Below are 21,399 nucleotides of genomic sequence, written 5' to 3' on the forward strand. Positions count from 1 at the left end.
TTCAGCATCCGATCCACATTGCCCGGACATCGGCATTCATCAATCCAGCGCGATATCCGGCGCGTCTTCCTGCTTCATGCCGACCGTGTGATAACCCGCATCGACATGATGGGTTTCACCGGTCACGCCAGCGGACAGATCAGACAGGAAATAGAGGGCCGACGCGCCGACATCATCGATCGTCACATTACGCCGCAACGGTGCATTATGCTCGTTCCATTTCAAAATATAGCGAAAATCGCCAATACCGGACGCCGCCAGGGTCTTGATGGGGCCGGCAGAAATCGCATTCACCCGGATGCCGTCAGGACCGACATCATTGGCCAGATATTTGACCGAGGTTTCCAGCGCGGATTTGGCCACGCCCATGACATTGTAATGCGGGATCACTTTCTCGGCTCCATAATAAGACAGGGTAAGCATGGACCCACCCGCGCTCATCAACGCGGCGGCGCGTTTGGCGACGGCGGTAAAGCTGTAAACGCTGATGTTCATGGTCATCAGGAAATCATCCAGCGTCACATCGAAATATTTGCCGCGCAGCGCTTCCTTGTTGGTGAAACCGATCGCGTGAACGACGAAATCCAGCTTGCCCCAGCGCTTCTCGATTTCGGCAAATGTCGCGTCGAGCTGTTCCATGTCGCTGACATCGCAATCGAGCAGGAAATCACAGCCCAGTTCTTCGGCCAGCGGCTTGACCCGTTTGGCCATCACGTCGCCCTGATAGCTGATAGCCAGCTCGGCGCCATCGGCGGCCAGACGCTGCGCGATACCCCAGGCCAGAGACTTGTTGTTGGCAAGCCCCATGATCAAGCCCCGCTTGCCTTTCATTAAATCACTCATTGCCATGGTCTCCTGAATTCCGATAATCGCCGCTGATAAACGCTATCCGGATGATTTTCCAGCGTATCATTCGTCCTGTCCGTTTCTGGAGGGCCGTTCGGCCAATGCAGCATTTATCTCGGCCCCGATTACCATTCCGAGGCCGACGAGATAGAAGAATATCAGTGTGATGATAACCCCGGCAAGGCTGCCATAGGTGAGCTGGTAATTTGACGCATATTTCAGGAAAACGGGCAAGAGTCCGGTAATCATGAGCCACCAGCCGCTGATGAATACCGCGCCCGGCCATTTGGGATATTGGCGCGGCCGATATTGCCGGGGGGTCAGCAACCGGAACAGGAGATAGAGCGTCGCAAACAGCACCAGAAACGGGACTGCATTGGACAGCGATACCCATAGTGCATCGCCCTCGAGGGCCGGAAAATAAGTTCCCAGAAATTCACTGATCCCTGCAACCACGAATTGCGCGCTGAGCGCCAGCATCGCGAAAAATACCGAAACGAGAATGAGTACGATCGATGTCAGGCGATATTCCCAGAAGGCACGTTGGGCCTGGACGCCATAGGCGCGGTGCAGGATTTCGCGGATAGTCTCGATCAAACTGGTGGTGGTCCAAAGCCCCACGATCGCACTGAGCCACAACAAGGGGCCGGTCCGCGCGGTCATGGCATCGTTGATCGGATCATGCAGGGCCGCCGCGACCGATGGCGGAACGGTGACCAGAAACGCCTCTACAAAATCGGTGCCGACAGCGGTCTGTCCGAAACCGCCGACGACCGCTGCGGCAATGATGAAAAAGGAGAATACCGCGAGCAACGACAGATAGGCAAAATTCCCCGCGAAGGTGAAGCCGTCATAGTAGACCCCGACCGCTGTACGCTCCAGAATGATCCACGCCTGACGCAACGGACTTTCGTCGGCCAGTTTATCTGTGGCCCGGTTCCCGGATGGTCCCGGCTGTCCCCTGTCCTGGTGACGGGCTTCCGGCGACAACTCGGACAGGGGACCGCGATTCAAGCCTACACACCCATGCTGGCGCGGGGATTGTCTTTCGGATTCCAGTCTTTCACAAATTCAGCGAGCTTGTCGTCTTTTTCCGGCAGGGTGATCATCAAAGTCACCAACTGATTGCCCCGGACGCCGGATTTGCTGTGAAATCCCTTGTTCTTCAATCGCAGAGTCTTGCCCGAACTCGACCCGGCAGGAATCGAAAGCATCACCGGCCCGTCCACCGTCGGTACCTTGATCTTTGCGCCTTCCACGGCCTCTTTCAGGCTGATCGGCAGTTCCAGCCGGATATTGTCACCATCGCGTTCGTAAAACGGGTGGGAATTGATATGGATGGTGACAATCGCATCGCCATTGCCGCCCGGACCCTGTCGCCCCTTGCCGCTAAGCCGCATCTGGGTGCCTTCCTCGACCCCCTTTGGCAGGCTGAGGTCGATGGTCTTGCCATCCTCAAGCGTGATACGTTGCTTCTGCAGCGTTGCTGCGGCAATAAATTCGACCTTTAGGCGATAGCTGACGTTGGCACCCTTGGGTGGTGGCGCGCTGCGCTGACGGCTGCCGAAAGGCGAGCTACCGCCCCCACCGCCGAACAAGCCTTCAAAAATATCTCCAAAATCCGCACCGGCATTACCGAAATCATGTTGCTGGCCGCCCGGACCCCGCTGATATCCACCGCCTCCTCCGCCAAAGCCGAAGGGCGCTGTTGGATTGCCTTCCGCATCAATTTCGCCGCGATCAAATTGCCCGCGCTTTTCCTTGTCGAGCAACAGATCATAAGCCCGTGTGACATCGGAGAAACGCTCCGTTGCCTTGGGATTATCCTTGTTCTTGTCGGGATGCAGTTCCTTGGCGAGCTTGCGATAGGCAGACTTGATTTCCTTGTCGCTTGCCCCCTTGGCAACACCCAATGCTTGATAGGGATCTATCATTATTTGACCTTTTTCAAATCCTTACCATGCAGAGATTGGCATTTGTCTCCAATTTTCAACTCTACTGTCTTATTCGGGCAAAACGGCATCTGCAACCTTGTTATGCCGCGTGAAACGCAACAGCAGATAAAGAACCAGTCCCAATGGCCCCAGCATCAGGACAAACGCCAAGATAGGTATCTGCAACCAACGTGCAAACCCGTATTTATCCGCATTGCGCGCCACCCAGATTCCGACAAACAGATCGAAGGCCAGATAATGTATCCAGCCGACGGTAGCACCGCCGGGACTGGAAAGCAGTTGCTGGATTGCCGACAGACTCGAAAAGTCCAGCGAACCGCCGCTACCGCTGTCAATCAGACCCACCGTCATGGGGATCACGATCAGGGCATAAGCGAGGGCCAGCAGCCCGACCCCGCCATAGAACAATCCGGTCATTATATTTTGCGACCGCGGCGCGAAAGCGAGAATGAGCCACATCAGCAATGCATAATTGTTAGTGATCGTAAATATCAGGTCCCAGTTCATAAAAGCCCCTCCTTGCCGTGCCTCTAGCAGAAAACAGCGTTTTGTCGCCGGACAAAATTTGTTTGTTTGCCGGTTATCGGCAGGATGTTAAAGGCAGCGGCATGACAGATCCATTTTCCCTATTCGAGACTTGGTACGCCGAAGCGCGAAAAACCGAGATCAATGACAGTAACGCAATGACCATTGCCACCGCCGATGCCGATGGACAGCCATCGGCACGGATGGTTTTGCTGAAGGGCCATGGGCCGGATGGCTTTATCTTCTACACCAACCAACAAAGCCGAAAAGCCAGCGATATCGCGGAAAACCCCAAGGCCGCGATCTTGTTTCACTGGAAAAGCCTGCGTCGCCAGATCCGGATCGAAGGCCAGCTTTCAGCGGTAGATAATGCCAAGGCAGACGCCTATTTTGCCTCGCGCAGCCGGGATTCACAGCTGGGAGCCTGGGCATCGGACCAGTCGCGCCCGCTTGCCGACCGGGCAACCTTCCTCTCCCGATTCGAGGACATGAAGCAGCGGTTTGATGGCCAGGATGTCCCGCGTCCGCCGCATTGGTCCGGTTATTGCCTGACCCCAGATCGTTTTGAATTTTGGCAAGACGGCGCACACCGGCTGCACGAACGGCGGACCTTTGTTCGCAACGGAGACACGTGGACAGAAGGACTGCTCTACCCATGACGAACCTGCCTTATTATCATGTCGATGCTTTTGCCGACCGACCCTTTACAGGCAATCAGGCAGCGGTGATGCCGCTCGATAACTGGCTGGAAGACAAAATATTGCAGGCCATTGGCGAAGAGAATAATTTCGCCGAGACAGCCTTTTACCTGCCCGATGATAGCGGCGAGGCAGACTATGAACTGCGCTGGTTCACGCCAACCGTGGAAATAGCGCTCTGCGGCCATGCCACGCTCGCCAGCGGGCATATCATATTGTCGCAGGAGCCCGATCGCCAGCAGGTGACTTTCCGGACACGGCAGGCCGGCATCCTGACCGTCGTGCGCGATGGCGAGGGTTATGCGCTGGACCTCCCCGCCTATCCCCCCGGGCCCAAAGACATGCCGGAAATTATCGCGCTGATTGGCGGCAATCCCGTTGAAACCCAGTTTCACGAAGGGCGCTATCATGTTCTTCGCTATGCAAGTGCCGACGAGATACTGGCCCTGAAACCGGACCTGAAAGCGCTCGCCGCACTGGGCAATGCGCAGTTTATCTGCACGGCCCCGGGCCAGGACAGCGATGTGCTCAGCCGGGTTTTCGTGCCGGGCGGCGGAGTCGACGAGGACAGCGTGACCGGTTCGGCCCATGCCGTTCTGACGCCCTTCTGGGCCAGGCAGCTGGGGCGCGACAGCTTCACGGCCTATCAGGCCAGTCAGCGTGGCGGCTATGTCAATTGCCGATTGGACGGCGACCGAGCGTGGCTGGGCGGGAAATGCGTAACGGTCGTCGAAGGCAGGTTTCGCCTTTAGCGCCCCGGCCGAAGCTGCCGTTAGCCCCGGATTGGGAACAGAGCCATGATCCGGCCAATCTGTGCGCTCATCGGCGCCAGCTCATCATCTTGCGTCTTGCCCAGCCGGACCACTGTCAGTTGCTGTTCGGGCGACACGACGATCTGCTGACCGAGATGGCCGAGCGCGGCGAAGATAGTGTCCGGCCCATTGTCGGGGAAAAGCACCTGATTGCGACCCTCGGGACGCTTTTTGTTCAGCCAGAGATGACCGCCATAGGCCGGGTCGTTTTCCGAGGAGGTCTTCATGAACCGGGCCCAGCTGACCGGCAAATGCTGTGCGCCCTTACGGGCCCCATTGTTGCGCAAAAATTCGCCAAACTTGCCATAATCACGGGCAGTGGCATGAATGAAGCTGCCGCCAAGGAAAGTGCCGTTCGGACCAAATTCCGGATAGGTACCATCCATCCCCAACGGCTCCAGGAGGCGGCCCCGGATGAACCGCAAAGTGTCGTGGCGGCGCACCTCGGGGTCCGCACTCTTCGTCAGGGTGCGGGCTATAATATCGGAAAGTATGATGCTGGTTGCGGTGCTATATTCAAATTTCTCGCCCGGACGCGCTTCCATCGGGCGCGCTTCGGCATAGGCCGCGGTATCCTGCGCACCGTCCAGGAACAGCATCCGGTTGGTATCCGCCTCGAATACAGTTTTACCGCCTTCTTCCGGCACCTCCGTATGATCGAGGCCGGAGGACATATGGAGCAACTGACGCAGAGTTATGTCGCCACGCGGATCACCCGGTCTTTGCCATGCCGGCACCGGTGCCGGATCATCGAGCACCAACCGGCCATCTGCTACCAAGAATCCAATCAATGCTCCGGTGAAACTTTTGGCCATCGACCAACTGATGAACCTCGTATCCTCGTCATAACCCTCACCGTAGCGTTCGGCGATAATTTTCCCTTGATACATTATCAGGAAAGCCCGCGTTTCCGCCATCGCCGGGTCTTCAAAAAGCGGGGAGATTGCCGCATCCAGCCGCGCCTTGGCAACGGGGCTGGCATCCGAAATATATGCCAGTTCCGCCGCGCTTTTTTGCGGGGCCTCAACGGCTTCCCCATTCGATCCGCAAGAAGAAAGAACGAGCGTCAGGGCCGGTATCAAAGCGAGTTTAATCTTGTGCATGAGCCGTCGTTGCACCAATAGAAGCCGCCATGGCAACCGTAAAAGACACATCATCATCACGACCGAGCAAGGCGCGTTTCGCAATATATGCCGGGGCGCTCTTCCTTGTCGTTCTGGTCGCTCTGTTCGTATATAATTATAAAAGCATAAAGGGTCAGCTTGACATCGGGACTGCCTACGGGGCCCGGGTTGCCTGTTCGTGCCACTATATCGGCGGTCGGGATATCGAGGATTGCGAAAAGGATTTCGAGCCCGGCATGGAAGTGATCAGATTGACTGTCGACGAGGATCGCAAGAGAGTGACCGCATCTGCGTTGCTGATGGAATCTGCTACCGCCGAATTTCGCGAAGGCTGGGGCTGCCTGATGCTGACCGACGAGCAAGTCGAGGCTGAATAGGCTAGACTTCGACGCCCGCCAGCCATTTCTGCTCAACCGCAGCGGTGCTGACGATCCAGCCACCACCCAGCACCCGGTCCTTATGGTAGAAAACCGCCGCCTGACCTGGAGCGACACCGAATTCCGGATTGTGGAACCGCAGTTCCTGTCCTTCTAGTCGGGCGAGAGTGGGCTTCGACATCGAGCGAACCTTGACTTCCACCGGACCAGCATAATCACCGCCGATCCAGTTGATGTCGCGCAACGATGCAGAAGCCACCGCAAGGGCCGCTTTCGGACCGACAATGACGCGTTTAGCCTCCGGGTCCAGTCGAATGACATATAGTGGTTCGGCCTGACCGCCAATTTCCAATCCCTTTCGCTGGCCTACGGTATAATGGATAAGGCCCTTGTGGCGCCCCATTATTCTGCCATCGATATGGACAATCTCGCCGTCATCGTCGGCATCCGGGCGCAATTTGCGTACGACGCTGGCATAATCACCATTCGGTACGAAACAAATGTCCTGGCTGTCCGGCTTGAACGCTACCGCCAACCCCATTTCCTCGGCGATTTCACGCACCTGGCTTTTCGGCATATCGCCGAGCGGGAAGCGCAGATAATCCAGTTGATCCTGCGTGGTAGCAAACAGGAAATAGCTCTGGTCCCGCGCCGGATCGAGCGCCCGGTGCAACTCTGCACCCTCTGGTCCCGGCACGCGCCGGACATAATGGCCAGTAGCCAGACAGTCCGCACCCAGTTCGCGGGACAACTGCAGCAGATCGGTGAATTTGACGCCCATATTGCACTGTACGCACGGTATCGGTGTCCGGCCGGCCATATATTCGTCGGCGAAGACATCCATCACCGAATCCTTGAACCGGCTGGCATGGTCAAAGACATAATGAGCAATGCCAAGCCGATCGGCCACGGCGCGGGCATCACGAATATCCTGGCCAGCACAACAGCTGCCGACGCGCCCGACCGCCTCACCATGGTCATACAGCTGCAGGGTAATGCCAATGGTTTCAGCGCCGGTACGAGCCGCCAGAGCCGCCACCACGCTTGAATCGACACCGCCCGACATGGCCACGACAATGCGTTTGCCCGTCAGGTCATCGCCCAGCTGAAAATTTCCGTTCATTCTGTCCGTCATCACAATTGCACCCCTTAGAGAATTCCCGCCGATTGCGCCAGCGCGGCGAACAATTCCCTTCCCGATCCCCGATATGATCCATTTTGGTACGAATTGGGCCAACACAAGGAAGGATTGCTTAACTTCTCCTAAGGCCTCGTAAACATCCCTTTTACACTAGTTTATACCTTCACTGCTAGACCGGCGTCTATGGAAATGAACTTCCCCCATAAAGGCATGCAATGGCCTGTGCTTGATGAAGGTCGGGATGTTGCCGCGCAACGTGCGGATCAGCAGGCCTTGCTTGCCAGGGCCATTGCCAGACAGACGTCGAGCCAGTCGGCCCGGAAGTTTGTGGCAGCCAAGCATGATGCGGGAGGCGCAAAGCAGCCGCTGCACGCCTCCTTCATGGACGACCGGATGGCTTTTTTTGCCGGAAGGTCGCGTTCCGGCACGTCCGGCTACAGGGAAGCAATATTGTTCAGGACCGGGAGTTTTCGGCCTGATCTGGCACAGCAGGGAATCGACAAAATGAGAGAGTAGTGAAATTATAAACGTGACGTTTACCTTGGCAGTTCAGGTAATCGAAAAACTCTACCGGTACGAAGGCCAGACGTAACGGGAACGGGGTAAAATGCCGCAAGGCAAAATTGAGGGTAGTATGATTGAAAACCAAAAAATAAAACCAGCGCAAGTTGTCGGGCCCCTTGGCGAACCGCTCACCATTGACGATTTGCCAAAGCCGGGTACGACTCGCTGGGTAGTCCGCCGCAAGGCAGAAGTCGTCGCGGCAGTGAACGGCGGCCTGCTGACTGTTGATGAAGTTTGCGACCGCTACGATCTGTCTCTGGAAGAATTCGCTTCCTGGCAACGGGCTGTCGATCGGTCCGGCATGCCGGGACTGCGCGTGACGCGAATCCAGCATTACCGCGACTTGTACGAGCGTCAGCAGAAATATTGACCGCCATTCCTCCGGATGCAGCTTCCGGACATGAGAAATTGAACAGGACCGCCGGACTTGCTCCGGTGGTCCTTTTTTATTCCTTCAAGTTCAAGCAATAATCGTCTATGTAATTGTATTCGCGAGTGTAAAGAATTTATATTCGTATACAATCAGGAGGAACATATGGGTTGGATTATTGCATTGATCGTTGGCGGTATTGCGGGCTGGCTGGCCAGCATGGTCATGGGGCGTGATGCTTCCATGGGTGTCTTCTGGAATATCATTGTCGGCATCATCGGTTCGGTGATCGGCAACTTTGTTGGACGATACTTCGGATTTGGCGGCAGCATTCAGGAATTTTCGATCGCCGGGCTGCTCACAGCTTTTGTCGGTGCGGTTGTCCTGTTGCTGATCCTCAATCTCATCCAGCGCGGCCGGGTACGCTAAACCCGCTCTTCAGCCGGAAATTCTGAATCGGGAAGGGCCGGTCCGTTGGCGGATCGGCCCTTTCATACGATGATATCGATCGTTGATCGAACCGGGACTTGAAAGACGGGCCGAATTCTGTTCCGGCTTGCTGCCGGTGCTATATTTATGTAACACAGCTGATGAAAATCCGGATTGACCGGAAAATCAGCGATTCTTTTGTGTATTGCAGTGTGAAAATACGATAAGAGCCCGACTGAAGAGTAAAAAAATGAATTATGAATCAACCATCCCCAGCGATCATATCGCAACGCTCGAAGATGCGGAAATGCGCAGCACAAAACGTACGCGGCTGATCATCACGGTTGCCGTCCTCCTGGCGCTGTTGCTGGCCTATATCGCCTATAATTATTTTGTTGGCAGCGCGGTCGAGGAAGATGGCGCGAGCCAGGCCCCGATGGTCACGGTTATGAGCCCAGGCAAGCAACAGGTCGTGCGCACCATCAATGCAACGGGCACTCTGGCCGCGCGACGGGAAATTCAGGTAAGCGTGGTCGGTGAAGGTGGCCGCGTGACCAATGTCTACGTCGACGCCGGTGACTGGGTCAAGCAGGGCCAGATCATGGCGAGCATTGACCAGTCGGTCCAGTCCCAGCAGGCCGCAAGCCTCGAGGCTTCAGTGGGTGTATCGCGCGCTGATCTCAATCTGGCGCAGGCCAATCTTGATCGCGCCGAACAGCTGGTCGACCGGGGTTTCATTTCCAAGGCAGATATCGACCGGCTGACAGCGACCCGCGATTCCGCCGCCGCGCGTTTGCGCGTCGCACAGGCGCAATTCAGCGAAGTTCGGGCGCGCAATGGCCGGCTGAACATCGTCGCGCCCAAGGCCGGACTGGTTCTGGAGCGCAATGTCGAACCGGGCCAGACCGTCACGCAGGGCAGCGGAACCCTGTTCCGGATGGCGCAAAATGGCGAGATGGAATTGCAGGCGCGACTGGGCGAAAGCGACCTGGCCAATATTTCGGTCGGCACCACGACCCAGGTTACCCCGGTCGGAACCGACAAGATTCTCACCGGACAGATCTGGCAAATCTCTCCGACAATTGATCCCCAATCCCGTCAGGGCATAGCCCGGATCGCTCTCGGCTATGACAGCGCCCTGCGGCCCGGCGGCTTTGCCAGCGCCAGCATCGAGAGCGGTACATCCGAAGCTTCGGTCATCCCGGAATCGGCATTGCAGAATGATAGCGAAGGCAGTTTCGTCTATATTGTCGACGCGGACAACAAGGCCGTGCGGCGCGACGTCGTTGTCGGCTCGGTGTCGAGTGCCGGGATTTCGATCATTTCCGGCCTGACCGGAAATGAAAAAGTTGTGCTCCGCGCAGGCGGCTTCCTGAGCCCTGGCGAAACCGTTCGGACAACCGTGCAGAAAAATGCTGGCGGCGCTTGATCCGTGCGCGAATTTGAGGCCTGATCGATGAATCTTCGCAATATTTCCGCCTGGAGCACCCGCAATCCGGTTGTGCCGATGGTACTGTTTGTCGCCCTGCTCTTTGCCGGCTTGCTGAGCTTCAACCGCATGGACGTGGTGAACAACCCGGACGTCGAATTTCCGGCTGTCTCGGTAAGAATTTCGCAACCCGGTGCCGCGCCTACGGAAATCGAGAACCAGATCACCCAGAGGGTGGAGGCAGCGGTCCGGTCAATCAGCGGCGTCAAGAATATCAGCTCGACAGCCAGCGAAGGCAGCAGCAGCACATTTGTCGAATTCGAGATTGGTGCCGACGTCAACGACAGCGTCAACGAAGTGAAAAATGCGGTGGACCAGGTTCGCGGGTCGCTGCCCGATGGCATATTGGAACCGCAAATATCGAAAGTCGACGTCGCCGGCGGACCGATCGGATTTTTTGCGGTCAAAGCCGCTGACATGACCGTCGAACAGCTCAGCTGGTTCGTCGATGATACGGTCGCCAAGCGCCTGCTGACCGTCAACGGCATGGCCGAGGTCAACCGCTTTGGCGGCGTCGACCGGGAAATCCGCGTCATTTTGAAACCCGACCGGATGCAGGCGCTGGGTGTGACCGCCAACCAGGTCAACAGCGTGCTGCGCCAGGTGAATATCAACGCGGCCGGCGGCCGCGCGGAAGTGGGTGGCACCCGCCAGTCGGTCCGCGTTTTGGGCAATGCCGACGACGCCTATGAACTGTCGCAAACGCAGATCGCCCTGCCCAATGGACAGGTCATCAAACTCAGCGATGTGGCCGAAGTCAGCGACTCCTTTGGCGAGCGCAGTTCGATCAGCAAGGTCAAGGGCGTAGAGGTTGTCAATTTCTCCATGGACCGGGCGCGCGGTGCCTCCGACGTCACGGTATATGACGCGGCGATCGAAATAATGGACAAGATCGAGGCCGAAAATCCGGGCATCGAATTCATTCCGCTCGGCACCAGCGTCGACTATACCAAATCACAATATAAGAGCTCGATGCTCGCCATGATCGAAGGCGCCATATTGGCGGTGGTCGTGGTCTTCATCTTCCTGCGTGACTGGCGCGCGACGGTTATCTCCGCCATCGCCATTCCCTTGTCTGCAATTCCGACCTTCTGGTTCATGGATCTGCTGGGATTCAACCTCAACTTCCTGTCCCTGTTGGCGCTCGGCCTGGTGGCCGGTGTGCTTGTTGATGACGCGATCGTGGAGATCGAGAATATCGTGCGCCATATGCGCATGGGGAAAACCGCCTACCAGGCGTCGATCGACGCTGCCGATGAAATCGGCCTCGCCGTGGTCGCGACTTCTTTCTGCATTGTCGCCGTCTTCCTGCCGGTCGGCCTGATGCCCGGAATATCCGGTCAGTTTTTCAAGAATTTCGGCATCACGGTGGTTGTCTCCGTGCTGATGAGTCTGGCGGTCGCGCGTATGATCACGCCGATGATCGCCGCCTATTTCCTCAAGGCCAAGGGCCATGCGGAGCATGGCGAAGGCGTCTGGATGGATCGCTATATGCGGCTGCTGCAATGGGTTCTCGACCGCAGCGAAGCCGATCGAATCCGGGAAAGTCTTGTGCCGGCCAAAGCCGCCTGGTGGCAATATCTGTGGGGCTTCGTGATGTTCACCCTGATCGTTGCCGCATTCCTGGTGCCAGCATTCGCGGTCGGTTTCCTGCTGAACGGACTGATGGAGACGCTGATTCCCAGTGATCTTCTCAGGGCCCTGCTGAGTCTCGCTGGCGGCATTGCCGTGGGCGGGCTGGCCGGATATTTCGTGGCCTTCCTGTTCAGAATTCTTTCGGGGGGCCTCGGTGGTCGCTTTAGCGACTGGTACGCCTATCGTGCCGGCCGATTCCGGGCACGTGCCCATGATCACCGGATGTGGATGATGGGCGTCGGGATAATAGCCTTCGTATTGACCGTGATCCTGTTCGCGATCACCCCGCAGGAGTTCCAGCCGGTTACAGATCAGGACACGAGCCGGGTCGAGATCGAGGTTGTTCCCGGCACCACTCTGGAGCAAACCGAGAAAATCGCCGATCAGGTATCTGAGCTGATGTACGCGCAGCCGGAAGTCGATCGCGCCCTGACCCGGGTGCGCGAGACCAATGCTTCGGTCTTCGTATCGCTGAAAAAGGAACGGAAGAAAACCTCGATCGAGTTCGAGCGGAGCATGTTGCCCGAGCTTCAGAAGATTCCCGATGCCCGGATTTCCTTCCAGTCGCAAAGCGGTGGCGGAGGAACCGGACGCGATATCTCGATCATGCTGACCGGATCCGACCCGGAATTGCTCGATGCGACCGCCGCGCAACTGGTCGAACAGATGAAGGATATCAAACTCGTCCGCGCTCCTCGGATCGCGGCCGATCTCAGTCGCCCGGAAATCATTATCACGCCCTATCTAGATCTCGCGTCGCAGCTCGGCGTCACCACCGCTGCGCTCAGCCAGACGATTCGCATCGCCACGCTTGGCGAGATCGACCAGAACGCGGCGAAATTCTCGCTGTCGGACCGGCAGATTCCGATCCGGGTGATGTTGCCGCTGGAATCGCGAAACGATCTGACGACCATTCAGAACCTGCCGATTCCGATTGCCAGCGGCGGCACCGTGCCGCTCAGCCGGGTAGCCGAAGTAAGCTTTGGTTCGGGACCAACTTCGATCCAGCGCTATAACCAGAACCGCCGCACCTTTGTTGGAGCGGACTTGGCGCCCGATGTCATCAAGGGCGAGGCTATGGAGCAGATCTTCGACCTGCCGATTATGAAAAATCTGCCGACGGGCGTATCGAACGAGGCCTTTGGCGAGGACGAATGGCAGGCCGAACTGGCCGTGAATTTCATGATCGCCCTGATTTCCGGTATCTTGCTGGTCTTCGCGACGCTGGTCCTGCTGTACAAGCGGGTGATGTCGCCGTTGGTCAATATGGGCTCGCTGGCGCTTGCCCCTCTCGGCGGCATATTCCTGGTGTGGGTCTGGGGCCTCTCGCTCTCCATGCCGGTACTGATCGGCGTGCTCATGCTATTGGGTATCGTCAGTAAGAACTCGATCCTGCTGATCGACTTTGCGATCGAGGAAATGCAGAAAGGCGTGCCCAAATTCGAGGCGATCATGGATGCCGGGCACAAACGTGCGCAGCCGATTGTGATGACCACAGTCGCAATGACCGCGGGTATGGTACCGACCGCTCTCTCCTTGTCGGGCGACGGCGCCTGGCGCGCGCCGATGGGTGTTGTCGTGATCGGCGGCCTGATCGTGTCGACCCTGCTGACACTGGTTATCGTACCTGCTGGCTTCAGTCTGGCAGACGGGTTCGAACGCCGCGCTGGGCCCTGGTTGCGCAACAAGATGCTGACCTACAAGACCGGGGACGATCGCCATGACCGGCCCGGGGCAGAGGTCCAGCCCGCCGAGTGAAGCCGATATCGTCACACAGAAGCAGCGGCAGCGTTACCGGCTCCGCTACCAAGTCCAGCAACGCGGGCCGGGATATGAAGATCATCGCCACCGGCATGCTGGTGGTGATGGCGATCATCTATTTTGCTGCCAAAAGCTATGAAAGCGTCCACCCCGCCCTCGGTTTTATACGCGCCTTCGCCGAGGCCGCAATGGTCGGCGGACTGGCCGACTGGTTTGCCGTCACCGCCCTGTTCCGCCATCCCATGGGTCTGCCGATTCCCCATACCGCGATCATTCCGCGCAACAAGGACCGGATCGGCGATACGCTGGCCAATTTCCTCAAGGATAATTTCCTGATTTCGCGACTGGTCGCCCAGCGCATGCGCCATGTCGATCTTGCCAGCGGTATCGGCCGCTTCCTGCAATCGCCGAGCGGTGGCGAAGGCCGGCTGAAATTCGGTGCGTCACGGCTGCTGGGCGATGCCATTGCCTCGCTCGACAAGGATCGCCTAGGCACGATGTTCAAGGGCGCGGTCAAGAAGCAGGCCGTCGGACTCGATATCGCGACACCGATGGGTCAGATTCTCGCCGCGGTCATGGCGGAAAACCGGCACGGACCGCTGATCGATTCGAGCATTCGCTGGGCCTATCGGACGCTGGACACCAACGAGGCGGTGATCCGTAAAATCGTTACCGACCGTGCCAATGCGGTGATGCGCTGGACGGGTCTGGACGACCGGGTTGCCAACGAGGTGCTGGATGGTCTCTACAAGCTGATGGCGGACATGGCGGCCGATCCCCATCATCCGGTCCGGGCGAAAACCGAGGAAAGCCTCGAGCAACTGGCCAGAGAATTGCAGCAGGATCCGGACCTGCGCCAGAAGGTGAATGAATGGAAGCTCGAGATGATCGAGAATCCGGCGATCGCCTCATGGCTCGACGGAATCTGGGAACAGGGCAGGGAAGCGTTGCTGCGCGCGGCGCGCGATCCCGATGCGGCCATGGCCGGCCAGTTCGGCGATGCGCTGATTCAGCTGGGCAACAGCCTGCAGCAGGACAAGCAGCTGAACCGCCAGATCAATCGTTTCGGGCGACGCGCCGTCATCGGCGTCGTCGACAGCTATGGCGACAATATCGTCAAGCTGGTGTCAGAAACGATCCGCGGCTGGGACACGCAGACGATTACCGACCGGGTCGAAAATGCGGTCGGCCGCGATCTGCAGTTTATCCGCGTTAACGGCACGCTGGTTGGCGGGCTGGTCGGCCTGTCCCTCCACACATTGGGCTACTGGATCTAGCGCGAGAGCAACAGGCGCGCCTGCCCGGCAATTTGCGCGAGCATGGCGATCGACGGCTTCGGCGTCTGCTGCGCCCGGTCCATGATCTTCCTGAACTGGGCCACCCGGGCAATATTCCGTTCCGCCCAGCTCTCGACAAATTGCTGCATGTCCTTGCCGCGGGTGCGACGCAGGAAATCGAGGCGCATCTGCTGGAAATCGCGCGCCAGACCGGCGACCAGCAAGCGGTCCCAGGGATCGGACGGATTGATCCGGGTCGCGGTCATCTGGGCCCAGTCGAGACCAAGCTGGCTGCCGAGCTGGGTAAAGGCCGCAGCGACGTCCAGGGCATCGATTTCCCGGCTATGCGCGAGATAGGCGATGCCGGCCGCGCCGTCATTCTTGTAGATATTGGCGATCTTGCCAGCGATTTCGGGGGTCGCTCCCGCCTCGACCAGCAGCTTGACCTGGCGCGACGCCTGCAGGCGCCCTTCGGCGGTGATCAGATTCTCCACATTCTCGTTGAGAAGGGTGACCCCAGGCGCGAGCATGTTGACGGTGTCGTCGATCCGGTCGTCCGACACGCCGATTCGCATCAGGTCCGCCATATGCGAGCGCAGGACATAGGCGAGCCGGTCGAACAGCGTGATCCTTATATCTTCCGCAATCTCGGCCACCTCCAGCGCGTGCCACAGCCGGTCGGCGTGGAACAGACGTTCTGCCATGACAAAGGCCCGCGCGACCTCTCCCAAGGTGCAGCCTTCCTCCTCGGCCAGTTCGAACGGGTCGATCAGCCCGAGCCGGTTGATCATCCGGTTGGCCAATTTGGTCGCGATAATCTCGCGGCGCAGCTGATGGCTGAGAATGGCTTCGCGATGGCCTTCCTGCATCGCCGGCGGAAAGGCCTGCAGCAATTCGCTGTCCAGCCCCGGGTCATCCCCCAGGTCGCTATTTTCAATCGCGCCCTGCAAAGCAAGCTTGGCGGTGGATATCAGCACTGCCAGTTCCGGCCGGTACAGCCCGCGGTTCTCCTGACCGCGCCGGATCAGATCCTCGTTGCTGGCCAGCCCTTCAACCGCCCGGTTCAGCTGGCCCTGTTCCTCGAACTGTTCGATCAGGCGAACGTAAGAGGGTAGAGATTTCGCCCCGCCCATTTCGGCGATGGACAGGCCGAGCGCCTGTAGCCGATTATCTTCCAGCACCAGTGCGCCAACATCGTCGGTCATGGACTTGAGCAACATGTTCCTTGCGTCCGGCTGCAGATTGCCGCTGGCCAGTTCCGCGTTCAGCGCAATCTTGATATTGACCTCGTTATCGGAGCAATCAACCCCGGCGCTATTGTCGATAAAGTCGGTGTTGATCCGGCCCCCCTTCGCGGCAAAAGCGATCCGCGCGGCCTGGGTAATCCCCAGATTGGCACCCTCGCCTATTACCTTCACCTGCAATTGCTCGGCGTTGAGGCGGATCTTGTCATTCGCCGGATCGCCAACCTCGATGTGATTTTCGGACGCCGCTTTCACATATGTGCCGATCCCGCCAAACCACAGCAGATCGGCGTTGCATGCCAGTATCGCGGTCATCAGTCTGGATGGAGTCGTCTCGACATCCTCGGGCAGACCGAGCATCCTGGCGGCCTGTTCGGAAATCCGGATCGTTTTGGAATTGCGGGAAAATACCCCGCCGCCCGTGGAGATCAGACCCTTGTCATAATCCTCCCAGCTCGACCGCGGCAGTTCAAACAGCCTTTTCCGTTCGACCCAGCTTTTCGCCGGATCGGGATCCGGATCGATGAAAATATGCCGGTGATCAAAAGCGGCCACGATCTTCAGACTTTTCGAGAGCAGCATGCCGTTGCCGAACACGTCGCCCGACATGTCGCCGACCCCCACCACCCTGACCGGTTCGGTCTGGATGTCGATTCCCGACTCGGCAAAATGGCGCTGTACGGAAACCCATGCGCCACGCGCGGTAATCCCCATGGCCTTGTGGTCATAGCCGTTGCTGCCGCCACTGGCGAAAGCATCACCGAGCCAGAAACCCCGATCGATCGCGATCTGGTTGGCAATATCGGAGAAGCTCGCCGTCCCCTTGTCCGCCGCCACGACAAAATAGGGGTCATCCTCATCGAGCCGCTGCACTTTCGCAGGGGGCACGACCTTGCCATCGACGATATTGTCGGTCACCGACAGCAGCGCAGAGATGAATATCTTATAGGCTTCGACGCCTTCGGCGAGAAAAGCGTCGCGGTCATCGCCCGAAGGCAGCTGTTTGGCAAAGAAGCCGCCCTTTGCGCCAGTCGGCACAATCACGGCATTCTTGACCCGCTGGGCCTTCATCAGCCCCAATATCTCGGTGCGGAAATCGTCCCGGCGGTCGGACCAGCGCAGCCCGCCACGGGCGACCGGACCGGCCCGCAAATGGATCCCTTCCACGCGCGGGCTGTAGACAAATATTTCCCGCCACGGCAAGGGCGCCGGCAATTCGGGGATTTTGGCGCTCTCGATCTTGAAAGCCAGCGCTTCGCCGGCCCGATAGGCAAAGGCATTGGTGCGCAATATCGATTCGATCACCGCCCGGAACAAACGCAGGATGCGGTCATCGTCAATGGCATGGACGGTGACCAGACCGGCGTCCAAGTCCCGCATTGCCACCTGGGTTGCCTTCACGCGATCGCCGTCAAAAGCAGGATCATGCAGCGCGCGGAAAAGCGCGATCATTGCGGCCGTCACATCCGGCGCCTCGGCCAAGGCTTCCACGACGGTAATCAGGCCGTAGCTCAGACCGGTCTGGCGCAGATAGCGGAACCAGGCCCGCATCCAGACCGTCGAGCGGGCATCGATGCCGGCGGTGGTGATAAGCTGGTTGAAGGCGTCATTTTCGGCCTCGCCGTCCAGCACATTGGTGATTGCCGCTTCTATTTCGTCGGACCGGGCAATCAAGCTGTCGCAACGCTCTTCCGAGCGCAGTTCGAGCAGGAAATCGTGAATGAAACCGAGCCGGCCATCGTCAAGCGGGGTCGGAACCGATTCGAGCACGGTAAACCCGAAATTCTCCAGCGTCGGAACCGCATCCGAAAGCGGCAACGCACCCCCGAGATGGTAGATTTTCAGCCGCAGCAAATTGTCCGCATCACTGGCAAGCCGGTAAAGCCGGGTGGAGCGCTGGCCGCCACGCTCCAGCTTGAACAATCGCATGATATCCTTGGCGGCCTCCAGCGCGCCATAGGTCGACTGATAGGTGCCCGGGAAACAATTGGCGTAGCGCTGCGCAAGAACCGCCGCGCGGTTTTCCTGACCCGCCTCCCTCAGATTGCGCTCGACTTCCGGCTTCCAGCCCCGGACCATATTCTCCAGTTCCTGGTCGAGCAGGTCGGGATCCGGAATCCGGCCGTCGGTTCCCATGTCGAGCGTATAGCGCAGAGAGGAGACTCCCCCCTCTTCCAGCGTATTGGACCAGCTCAATATTTTTGCGCCGGTTGCCTCCGTGAGCATATGTTCGACATTCTGCCGCCGTTCGGTCGAAAGCTGCTCGCGCGGGAGCCAGACAAAGGCGAAAAGATGGCGGGCGAGCGGCGAGATCACGCTATGCAGTTTCGGGCGCGGCCGGTCGATCAGCGACATCGAGATCAGGGCCAGTTTTTCCAGATCATCCTGCGCAAATGTGATCAGCAGATCGTGTGGCAAGGATGTCAGTGCATGGGTCAGGCTTTTCCCCGCGTGCCCCGATACCGAAAATTCGAACTTGTCGAACAGTCGGGTGAGTTGCGTTCGCAACACCGGAATATTCTCGGGCGAAGCGGCCAGCGCCGCACTGGTCCACATGCCGGAAATGATCGACAGCGCCGTGATCCTGTTCTTCTCCCGGACCGGCACGATGATCAGGTCCATCAGCACGTGGCGATGTACCGTGGAAAGCTGGTTCGATTTAATGATCAGCGGCGCCTTGCCACCATTTTCAAACCATTCGAACGCGCGCCTCCGGCTTTCGTCCGATAATATCGGCTGCGGGCGCATGCGGGCGATCCCGAGTTCCTGGGTGCGGCCACCGCTGGTATCGACCCGTTCGTGCCCCAGCAAAGTCAGGTTGCGATCGAGGAACCAGCGGAGCAGGGTCGCGCCCTCGCCTTCCGGCAGGCCGTCGGCATTTTCCCCGAGCACGATCTGCAGTTTCAGCCAGTCAGCCACCGCCGCGGCAACATCCTTGAGATTGGCGCGCAGCGCCTTGACCAGTTCCCTGCGAATCCGGGCATCGGTCCGCTCCAGCTCGATATAGATGACCGACTCGCGTTTTTCGCCGCGGGTTGCCTGCTCGACAAATTCGATCAGCTGGCCTTCGGCGTCGCGCCTCACGGCTACCACCGGGTGAATCAGCCGTTCGACGGTCAGACCGAAACCGGCAATGGTCGCGCATACCGAGTCGACCAGAAACGGCATGTCGTCGTTTACGACCGCAAGGCGCAAATGTCGGTGATCCTGTTCGCCGCTTACGCTTTCCAGCGACAGGTTCGCCTCGCTGCCGCGCCGTTCTCGGGCGGATCGCAACGTGAAACGCGCCGCTTCCTCGCACGCTTTTTCGTCAAATCCGATATTTTCACCCGGCAACGCGCTTTCGCGAAAGGCGGCGACCAGCGCCTTCTCCAGGCTGTCGTCTTTGGTTCGAGCTGGCTTGGATTTCCGTTCGCGATTGGCCGCCATTTTTCCCCCAAGTGGATCGAGACGGGTCAGGACCCCGTCGGCATGGCCATGCTATGCGCCCAATCGGCAACGCGCTCAAGAGGCTAGCCGGTCCTTTTCGCAGGGCTGCACGAGAATGTTCGCGATAGTGATATTTCTGTTACAGATGTAACTATTGCCGGGATGATCGCGGCATGGCCGGCGCGCCGGCGACAATCAGATCTCGGTATGTTTCAGCGCCTGGCTGGTCAGCTTGTCATTGCCGCGAACCGGTCCGACGATGGATAATTCACCGTCCGAACCCTTGCGGGCAACCAGCACGACAAATTCGGAGTCGCCCGGATCAATATCCTGCAGTCGCTGTGACGGCGCCGCGCGCAGTTTCACCAGCAAATCCTCACCGGCCGATCTGAGCTTGTTGAGCAGGCCGGACGTCCGTCCTGCAGCACGTTCGGCATGGACAATCGCTTTCAGCCCGCCCTCGTGCTGGCCCAGAAGATCAGCCAGCGTTCCCCTGGGAATCGCGTTGCGCTTCGCATATTTGAGGATGGTCGCATATTCGGTCAGCCGCGTCTTGTCGTAGCCGGTGCCGAATACCAGTTTGACAATCGGCGTCATCGGCGCGCGTTCCTGGACCACAAGACCGCTGTCCTCGAGCAGCATCTCATATTCGCTCGGAAACATCTCGGTCATCAGGTAGAAATCATAGGCATGGCTGATTGCGGCATAAAGCGCCGCACGGCTGCGCTGCTCATTATGCGCGGCGTGGTCGGCGCTGTTCCGGGCTGCTGCCAGCCAGTCGGCCAGACTTGCGTCCTCCGCCGGCTGTTCCGGCGATTCCGTCTCGGCCGCTTCCGCTGTAATGGCAAAGGCAGATGTGAGTTCCAGCGGCTTGACCGCTTCCCGTTCGTCCAGACCGGTCGCATTCGGCCCGTCTTCCCAGACCGGTCCTGCCACTTTCCGTTCGGGGGCCGAGAGCATCGCTTCGGATACCTGCCCCTCGATCTCCTGCTGGACGGCGTCGGTGGCGACTTCCTTCCAGTTGATCACGCCATAGATGAAATCTATCGTGTCATCGTCGGTCGAGAAGGGCAACAGGATGCCGCGATACATGATCGTGATCCCCTGATGATTGACGAATTCGGCTTCGAAACCGATCGGGGCCTGGTTGGCGATGATCTGCAGATAATGGTCGGTAATCCTCGACAGCAAGGAACGCGGCGGCACGTCGGCAACCGCGGTGATCGACGCATCGATATTGCACTCCTCGCGAAGCTCGCGACCGAGAAACTGGATCGAGGGATTTTCAACACCATTGGTGAAATCGAGCAAAACGCTGTTCGGTCCGAAGTCCCCGTCCGTTTCGGGCGAAAGATCCTCGACATTCGGGAAATGCCGTTCGCCCAGCAGGCTGGCCCAGAAATTATAGGCGCGCACATGCATGCGGCGTTCGTCCTGGCTGATCGGCGGCGGCGCTTCGACCGCGGCGTCGTCATCTTCAAAGACCGTGTAATCAGGTACCGAAAGCAGGTCCTGATCGCCGAGTTCGTTGTGATTGCGTAGGTTTTCCATGCTGCCCCATTGCGATTGCATCAATTCCACACTGGTCTGCACCGCACATGGTAAATATATGGTAAATATCCGGATAATGACGGCCAGAGCCGTTTGCCGCGAGCCCCGGACCGCATCCGCACCCACCCCTCGAAATATCGACTGCGCGCACTTGTCACGGCAAGACTCTGCT

Annotated in this window: 17 protein-coding genes; 9 read left to right on the forward strand and 8 right to left on the reverse strand. The window is 58.6% G+C overall.

Features of this window, described 5'->3' with window-relative positions; all coding sequences use genetic code 11:
• Positions 1-39 precede the first annotated feature (39 nt).
• The 4 genes from fabI to CHN51_RS04125 form a co-directional block, all read right to left on the reverse strand.
• Positions 40-843: an enoyl-ACP reductase FabI gene (gene fabI / locus CHN51_RS04110; RefSeq protein ID WP_100095419.1), complete on the reverse strand. Its 804-nt coding sequence runs from the start codon at positions 841-843 to the stop codon at positions 40-42.
• Positions 844-909: 66 nt separating this feature from the next.
• Positions 910-1,860, reverse strand: coding sequence for a YihY/virulence factor BrkB family protein (locus CHN51_RS04115; RefSeq protein ID WP_100092879.1), 951 nt, complete (start codon positions 1,858-1,860; stop codon positions 910-912).
• Positions 1,861-1,862: 2 nt separating this feature from the next.
• A complete protein-coding gene (locus CHN51_RS04120; RefSeq protein WP_100092880.1) occupies positions 1,863-2,780 on the reverse strand; it encodes a DnaJ C-terminal domain-containing protein in 918 nt (305 codons plus the stop codon).
• Between the two features lie 69 nt (positions 2,781-2,849).
• The gene (locus CHN51_RS04125; RefSeq protein ID WP_100092881.1) at positions 2,850-3,308 is read right to left on the reverse strand and encodes an ABA4-like family protein; all 459 of its coding nucleotides are present in this window, start codon (positions 3,306-3,308) and stop codon (positions 2,850-2,852) included.
• Between the two features lie 101 nt (positions 3,309-3,409).
• Between CHN51_RS04125 and pdxH the strand changes: the two genes are divergently transcribed.
• Together pdxH and CHN51_RS04135 are read left to right on the forward strand one after the other, a co-directional pair.
• Positions 3,410-3,985 carry a pyridoxamine 5'-phosphate oxidase gene (pdxH, locus tag CHN51_RS04130; protein WP_100095420.1) on the forward strand — a complete coding sequence of 192 codons (576 nt, stop codon included), beginning with the start codon at positions 3,410-3,412 and terminating at the stop codon, positions 3,983-3,985.
• On the forward strand, positions 3,982-4,776 hold the full coding sequence (locus tag CHN51_RS04135) for a PhzF family phenazine biosynthesis protein (protein ID WP_100092882.1): 795 nt from the start codon (positions 3,982-3,984) through the stop codon (positions 4,774-4,776). The genes pdxH and CHN51_RS04135 overlap by 4 nt, the downstream gene beginning before the upstream one ends.
• A 20-nt stretch (positions 4,777-4,796) precedes the next feature.
• Here CHN51_RS04135 and CHN51_RS04140 read toward each other — a convergent pair whose 3' ends face one another.
• Entirely contained in the window at positions 4,797-5,939 is a 1,143-nt protein-coding gene (locus CHN51_RS04140) for a serine hydrolase (protein ID WP_100092883.1), read from the reverse strand.
• 29 nt (positions 5,940-5,968) lie between these two features.
• Here CHN51_RS04140 and CHN51_RS04145 point away from each other — a divergent pair, with 29 nt between their 5' ends.
• Positions 5,969-6,337 carry a hypothetical protein gene (locus CHN51_RS04145; RefSeq protein WP_100092884.1) on the forward strand — a complete coding sequence of 123 codons (369 nt, stop codon included), beginning with the start codon at positions 5,969-5,971 and terminating at the stop codon, positions 6,335-6,337.
• 1 nt (position 6,338) lies between these two features.
• On the opposite strand, the gene mnmA is transcribed toward CHN51_RS04145, so the two are convergent.
• Entirely contained in the window at positions 6,339-7,460 is a 1,122-nt protein-coding gene (gene mnmA, locus CHN51_RS04150) for a tRNA 2-thiouridine(34) synthase MnmA (RefSeq protein WP_100095421.1), read from the reverse strand.
• A gap of 207 nt (positions 7,461-7,667) precedes the next feature.
• Here mnmA and CHN51_RS04155 point away from each other — a divergent pair, with 207 nt between their 5' ends.
• The 6 genes from CHN51_RS04155 to CHN51_RS04180 all read left to right on the forward strand — a co-directional run bounded on the left by CHN51_RS04155 (position 7,668) and on the right by CHN51_RS04180 (position 15,003).
• Complete coding sequence (locus CHN51_RS04155; protein ID WP_123906229.1) at positions 7,668-7,994, forward strand: hypothetical protein; 327 nt, start codon at positions 7,668-7,670, stop codon at positions 7,992-7,994.
• A 118-nt stretch (positions 7,995-8,112) separates the two neighbouring features.
• Positions 8,113-8,412, forward strand: coding sequence for a DUF1153 domain-containing protein (locus tag CHN51_RS04160; protein WP_089133443.1), 300 nt, complete (start codon positions 8,113-8,115; stop codon positions 8,410-8,412).
• A gap of 165 nt (positions 8,413-8,577) precedes the next feature.
• A complete protein-coding gene (locus CHN51_RS04165) occupies positions 8,578-8,841 on the forward strand; it encodes a GlsB/YeaQ/YmgE family stress response membrane protein (protein WP_100092886.1) in 264 nt (87 codons plus the stop codon).
• A gap of 250 nt (positions 8,842-9,091) precedes the next feature.
• Complete coding sequence (locus CHN51_RS04170; protein ID WP_100092887.1) at positions 9,092-10,270, forward strand: efflux RND transporter periplasmic adaptor subunit; 1,179 nt, start codon at positions 9,092-9,094, stop codon at positions 10,268-10,270.
• A gap of 27 nt (positions 10,271-10,297) precedes the next feature.
• Entirely contained in the window at positions 10,298-13,723 is a 3,426-nt protein-coding gene (locus CHN51_RS04175; RefSeq protein ID WP_100092888.1) for an efflux RND transporter permease subunit, read from the forward strand.
• Between the two features lie 74 nt (positions 13,724-13,797).
• Positions 13,798-15,003, forward strand: coding sequence for a DUF445 domain-containing protein (locus CHN51_RS04180; RefSeq protein ID WP_100095422.1), 1,206 nt, complete (start codon positions 13,798-13,800; stop codon positions 15,001-15,003).
• Here the strand turns inward: CHN51_RS04180 and CHN51_RS04185 are convergent.
• A complete protein-coding gene (locus tag CHN51_RS04185; RefSeq protein WP_100092889.1) occupies positions 15,000-19,676 on the reverse strand; it encodes an NAD-glutamate dehydrogenase domain-containing protein in 4,677 nt (1,558 codons plus the stop codon). The genes CHN51_RS04180 and CHN51_RS04185 overlap by 4 nt on opposite strands.
• A 195-nt stretch (positions 19,677-19,871) precedes the next feature.
• Positions 19,872-21,227 (reverse strand): hypothetical protein, encoded by a 1,356-nt coding sequence (locus CHN51_RS04190; RefSeq protein WP_100095423.1) that lies wholly within the window; start codon positions 21,225-21,227, stop codon positions 19,872-19,874.
• Between the last annotated feature and the right edge of the window lie 172 nt (positions 21,228-21,399).

The organism is Sphingorhabdus sp. YGSMI21 (assembly GCF_002776575.1).
Lineage (GTDB): Bacteria > Pseudomonadota > Alphaproteobacteria > Sphingomonadales > Sphingomonadaceae > Parasphingorhabdus.

What these genes read in the sequence shown, in the direction of transcription:
- CHN51_RS04140 (WP_100092883.1), bottom strand. Translation starts at nt 5,939, where the DNA reads ATGCACAAGATTAAACTCGCTTTGATACCGGCCCTGACGCTCGTTCTT.
- CHN51_RS04190 (WP_100095423.1), bottom strand. Translation starts at nt 21,227, where the DNA reads ATGGAAAACCTACGCAATCACAACGAACTCGGCGATCAGGACCTGCTT.
- CHN51_RS04145 (WP_100092884.1), top strand. Translation starts at nt 5,969, where the DNA reads ATGGCAACCGTAAAAGACACATCATCATCACGACCGAGCAAGGCGCGT.
- CHN51_RS04160 (WP_089133443.1), top strand. Translation starts at nt 8,113, where the DNA reads ATGATTGAAAACCAAAAAATAAAACCAGCGCAAGTTGTCGGGCCCCTT.
- CHN51_RS04165 (WP_100092886.1), top strand. Translation starts at nt 8,578, where the DNA reads ATGGGTTGGATTATTGCATTGATCGTTGGCGGTATTGCGGGCTGGCTG.
- CHN51_RS04135 (WP_100092882.1), top strand. Translation starts at nt 3,982, where the DNA reads ATGACGAACCTGCCTTATTATCATGTCGATGCTTTTGCCGACCGACCC.
- CHN51_RS04175 (WP_100092888.1), top strand. Translation starts at nt 10,298, where the DNA reads ATGAATCTTCGCAATATTTCCGCCTGGAGCACCCGCAATCCGGTTGTG.
- CHN51_RS04170 (WP_100092887.1), top strand. Translation starts at nt 9,092, where the DNA reads ATGAATTATGAATCAACCATCCCCAGCGATCATATCGCAACGCTCGAA.
- CHN51_RS04155 (WP_123906229.1), top strand. Translation starts at nt 7,668, where the DNA reads ATGAACTTCCCCCATAAAGGCATGCAATGGCCTGTGCTTGATGAAGGT.
- fabI (WP_100095419.1), bottom strand. Translation starts at nt 843, where the DNA reads ATGAGTGATTTAATGAAAGGCAAGCGGGGCTTGATCATGGGGCTTGCC.
- pdxH (WP_100095420.1), top strand. Translation starts at nt 3,410, where the DNA reads ATGACAGATCCATTTTCCCTATTCGAGACTTGGTACGCCGAAGCGCGA.
- CHN51_RS04180 (WP_100095422.1), top strand. Translation starts at nt 13,798, where the DNA reads ATGAAGATCATCGCCACCGGCATGCTGGTGGTGATGGCGATCATCTAT.
- CHN51_RS04120 (WP_100092880.1), bottom strand. Translation starts at nt 2,780, where the DNA reads ATGATAGATCCCTATCAAGCATTGGGTGTTGCCAAGGGGGCAAGCGAC.
- mnmA (WP_100095421.1), bottom strand. Translation starts at nt 7,460, where the DNA reads ATGAACGGAAATTTTCAGCTGGGCGATGACCTGACGGGCAAACGCATT.
- CHN51_RS04125 (WP_100092881.1), bottom strand. Translation starts at nt 3,308, where the DNA reads ATGAACTGGGACCTGATATTTACGATCACTAACAATTATGCATTGCTG.
- CHN51_RS04185 (WP_100092889.1), bottom strand. Translation starts at nt 19,676, where the DNA reads ATGGCGGCCAATCGCGAACGGAAATCCAAGCCAGCTCGAACCAAAGAC.